Below are 3,666 nucleotides of genomic sequence, written 5' to 3'. Positions count from 1 at the left end.
GGGGGGGGGGGGGGCTTTTGGTTTCGGCGTGCCCCCCCCCCACTTATACCCCCCAATTGGGGGGCCACCCCCCGGCCCCGGCGCCCCCCCCCCCCCCCCGGGGGGGGGGGCGGGGGGCGGCCTCAGCAGTGGCCCCAACGTCAAGCTCATGTTCCCCATGATCGGCGCGCCCGGCGAAGTGCGCGCGGCCAAGGCCATGCTGGATGAGGCGAGGGGCGAACTACGCGCCGCGGGCCTGGCCTTTGACGAGCGGATGGAAGTCGGCATCATGATCGAAGTCCCCTCGGCCGTGGCCGTAGCCGACCAACTGGCGCGCGAGGTGGACTTTTTCAGCATCGGCACCAACGACCTGACCCAATACGTCATGGCCGCCGACCGGGGCAACGCCCGCGTGGCCGCGCTGGCGAACCCCTTCCAGCCGGCAGTGCTGCGCCTGGTGCGGCAGGCCGTCGACGCCGCCCACGCCGCCGGCATCTGGATCGGCATGTGTGGGGAGTTGGCCGGCAACCCGCTGGCTACGCCCGTTCTGCTAGGGCTGGGGCTGGACGAGTTGAGCATGAGCGCGCCGGCCATCCCGGCCGTCAAGGAGGCGGTGCGGCGGCTGAGCCTGGAGGACGCGCGCCACATCGCCGCCGAGGCGCTCGCCGCCGACTCAGTCGAGGACGTGTTGCGCTACCTGAAGGGGCTATAGGGGTTTTACAGGCGCATGGATCTTAGCCCCCTACAGTATGTCCTCGTCGCGCTGGCCGCCGTTGGCGCCGGCGCGGTCAATGCGCTGGCCGGCGGCGGCACGCTCATCACCTTCCCGACGCTGACGGCCATCGGCGTGCCGGCCATTGCCGCCAACGTCACCAACACCGTCGCCCTCAGCCCCGGCTATCTGGGGGCAACACTGGCCCAGGGCCAGGAGATTCGCGCCCAGCGGCGGCGCTTGTGGTATTTACTGCCGGCGGCGGCGCTGGGCGGGCTGGCCGGGGGGCTGCTGCTGCTGAACACCGAGGAGCGCCTCTTCCGCCAATTAGTGCCCTTCCTTATCCTGCTGGCCTCGCTGCTGCTGGCCGTTCAGGAGCCGCTGCGCCGCTGGCTGGTCAGTCGCGCCGACGCTGGCGCGGGCAGACAACTAAGCGAGCAGTGGGCCGCCGTGCCCATCTTCTTCGCCGCCATCTATGGCGGCTACTTCGGAGCCGGGCTGAGCGTCATCATCCTGGCCGTGCTGGCGCTGGTGCTCGACGACTCCCTGACGCGGCTGAACGCGCTGAAGCAGGCGGTGGCCTTTGTCACCAATCTGACGGCGGCGGCGCTCTTCCTCTTTTCCGGCCAGGTACTCTGGACGGTCGCGGCGGTAATGGCCGTTGGGGCGCTGATCGGCGGGGCGATTGGCGGCCGGCTGGCCGGGCGCATTCAGCCGGCGACGTTGCGGCGGGTGGTGGTGGTGATCGGGGTAGCGGTCTCGATCATCTACTTCATACGGGGCTAAAGGTCAGCTGCAAACGACCCGATCTATCCCCGCTCCCTCGCCCCCCTGCTTCCCCGCTTGGCACACAGGATAAGCATCCTGTGCTACGCTCCCCGTGCCACGCCCCGCGTGCCACGCCCCGTTATACCCCTAGCTATGCCCCTGGCACATTGTGGGCGCGTGCTCGCCATGTTATCGTGAACCTAGAATTGAAAGACCTGAGAGGTGGGCAGCCGCAGGTTTTGTTCCTGTTAGAGTCCCATAGCCGCCCATCTGTCAGGTCTGTGAAATCAGGAGTAGCGGTGAACAAGAAAACGTTGAACAACAAAGAAGTTAAAACCAAGGTTAAAGAGTTAGAGGGCGCGGTGCTCGACCAACTGGAAGAGGCCGCCGGCGAGGATATTTCCACGCTAGACAACGAATATGAGCGCGTGCTCGACGCGCTGCAAGAGCGCCACGGCCTCACGCGCCAGGCCGCCCAGGAGCATATCGCCGGTTTGCTAGAAGGCATCGAGTCGTTGAACACTTCGGTGGAGGACATCGCCGCCGAGACGGCTCTACTACCCGGCGGCAAGCGCCGAGGACGTGGAGGACTGCTGGCGCTGTTGCTGGCCGCCGTTGTACTGGTAATCGTATTGCGGTTCCGCCGGACGCTGTAGGGTACAACAGCCCGCCAGTCAGCGTGCCGGCGCTACCAGGGGACAGCAAGAAAAATGAGGATGAATGTACTCCAGTCCCAGACCGGCGCCGGCCCCCTGATGCTCCGGCAGTCGGAACGGACGACCCCCGTGCCCGTCCGCGATGTGCGCCTCAATGATATCGTCATCATCGACGAGGAGAAGGTCGTCGTCTGCCGGCCGGCGCGCGACGGCGAGCCGATGCGGGGCTCTCGTTCGCCTATCTCCCTGTGCCGCCACGAGGACCCGGCAACGCCCGGCGCGGAGCGAATCATGGATGGCTGGCAACTCAATTCGGCGGGCGACGTGGTGATGCTTCTGGTGGTCTGACGGCCCTGTACCGCCATTTGTACAGGCGACTGTATCCACTGCATATGGTATCCCCGTCGCGCTCCTTCTATAGTGTAGTCAGTAGCACGGGCCAACGCGGATCGAACTGGTAGTGAAGTCCACCAGCCGCTAGGCAAGCGATCAGGAGAAGGAACGGAGACAGTCACCAGAGATCGGATTTACCTGATAAATCCGGTTCCCTATGAAGGAGATTGCCTATGAATGACGATATATTGTCTGGCATGTGGAAGCAACTGAAAGGTCAGGTCAAGCAGCAGTGGGGCAAACTGACCGATGACGATCTAGAGTTCATCGGCGGCAAGCGCGACGAGTTGGTTGGCCGCGTTCAGGAGCGCTATGGTTGGGAACGTGAACAGGCTGAGATGGAAGTCGAAAACTTCCTGAAGAGCTCTGAGCACAGTCAGTAGAATTACACACTTTTGACCCGCTACACACAGACCCTTCCCCGATGACGGGGAAGGGTTTGCCTTGTCCGGTCAATGAGGTTTTTCGCTATTTGCGTTGTTAGTCAGGGTAGCCGAGCAGAGTAGAAGGATAGTCATGCCACCATTCAATGACCCATCGGCGGGCCGCCGCACCGCCCCCCCAAACCATTCGTCCGTGGATAGCATTGCTATCCGCACCCACGAACTCACCAAGCGTTTCGACGACGAGGTGGCTGTCGACCAGGTTACGATGACCATCCCGCGCGGCTCTATTTTTGGCTTTATCGGCCCCAGCGGTTGCGGCAAGACGACCACCATGCGCCTTCTGCTGGGCATCTATCAGGCCACGGGCGGTGTTGTCGAGGTATTGGGCCGCTCGCCCGACGCATTCACGACGGCCGACCGCCAGCGCATCGGCTACATGCCGCAGATCTTCGTCATGTACCCCGATCTGACCATCTGGGAGAATCTCAACTTCGCCGCTTCGCTCTATGGCGTACCCCTGCGGCGCTACCAGCGGTTTCAGGAACTGCTGGACTTGGTGGAGTTGACCGGACACGCTGGCAAGCGCGCCCGTGACATTTCCGGTGGCATGCGGCAGCGTCTCAGCCTGGCCGCCGCGCTCGTCCACAATCCCGAACTGCTCTTCCTGGATGAACCCACAGCGGGCATCGACCCTGTGTTGCGCAACAAGTTCTGGGAGCACTTCCACAACTTGAAAAGCCAGGGGCGCACGCTATTCGTCACGACCCAATAT

6 protein-coding genes are annotated in these 3,666 nt (G+C 63.8%); all 6 read left to right on the top strand.

The window, feature by feature from the left end; genetic code table 11:
- Positions 1-28 precede the first annotated feature (28 nt).
- Positions 29-691 carry a putative PEP-binding protein gene (locus ACE3UY_RS21250; RefSeq protein WP_374689479.1) on the top strand — a complete coding sequence of 221 codons (663 nt, stop codon included), beginning with the start codon at positions 29-31 and terminating at the stop codon, positions 689-691.
- A 15-nt stretch (positions 692-706) separates the two neighbouring features.
- Positions 707-1,477: a sulfite exporter TauE/SafE family protein gene (locus ACE3UY_RS21245; RefSeq protein ID WP_374689478.1), complete on the top strand. Its 771-nt coding sequence runs from the start codon at positions 707-709 to the stop codon at positions 1,475-1,477.
- A 281-nt stretch (positions 1,478-1,758) separates the two neighbouring features.
- Complete coding sequence (locus tag ACE3UY_RS21240) at positions 1,759-2,115, top strand: hypothetical protein (RefSeq protein ID WP_374689477.1); 357 nt, start codon at positions 1,759-1,761, stop codon at positions 2,113-2,115.
- Between the two features lie 60 nt (positions 2,116-2,175).
- Positions 2,176-2,463, top strand: coding sequence for a hypothetical protein (locus tag ACE3UY_RS21235; RefSeq protein ID WP_374689476.1), 288 nt, complete (start codon positions 2,176-2,178; stop codon positions 2,461-2,463).
- 218 nt (positions 2,464-2,681) lie between these two features.
- A complete protein-coding gene (locus ACE3UY_RS21230) occupies positions 2,682-2,891 on the top strand; it encodes a CsbD family protein (RefSeq protein ID WP_374689475.1) in 210 nt (69 codons plus the stop codon).
- A gap of 133 nt (positions 2,892-3,024) precedes the next feature.
- A partial coding sequence (locus ACE3UY_RS21225; RefSeq protein WP_374689474.1) for an ABC transporter ATP-binding protein occupies positions 3,025-3,666 on the top strand: 642 nt, incomplete at its 3' end.

The sequence above is a fragment of the Promineifilum sp. (SeqCode) genome (assembly GCF_041918635.1).
In the GTDB taxonomy this organism is placed as follows: domain Bacteria; phylum Chloroflexota; class Anaerolineae; order Promineifilales; family Promineifilaceae; genus Promineifilum.
This window is presented reverse-complemented; position numbering and strand designations above follow the sequence as displayed.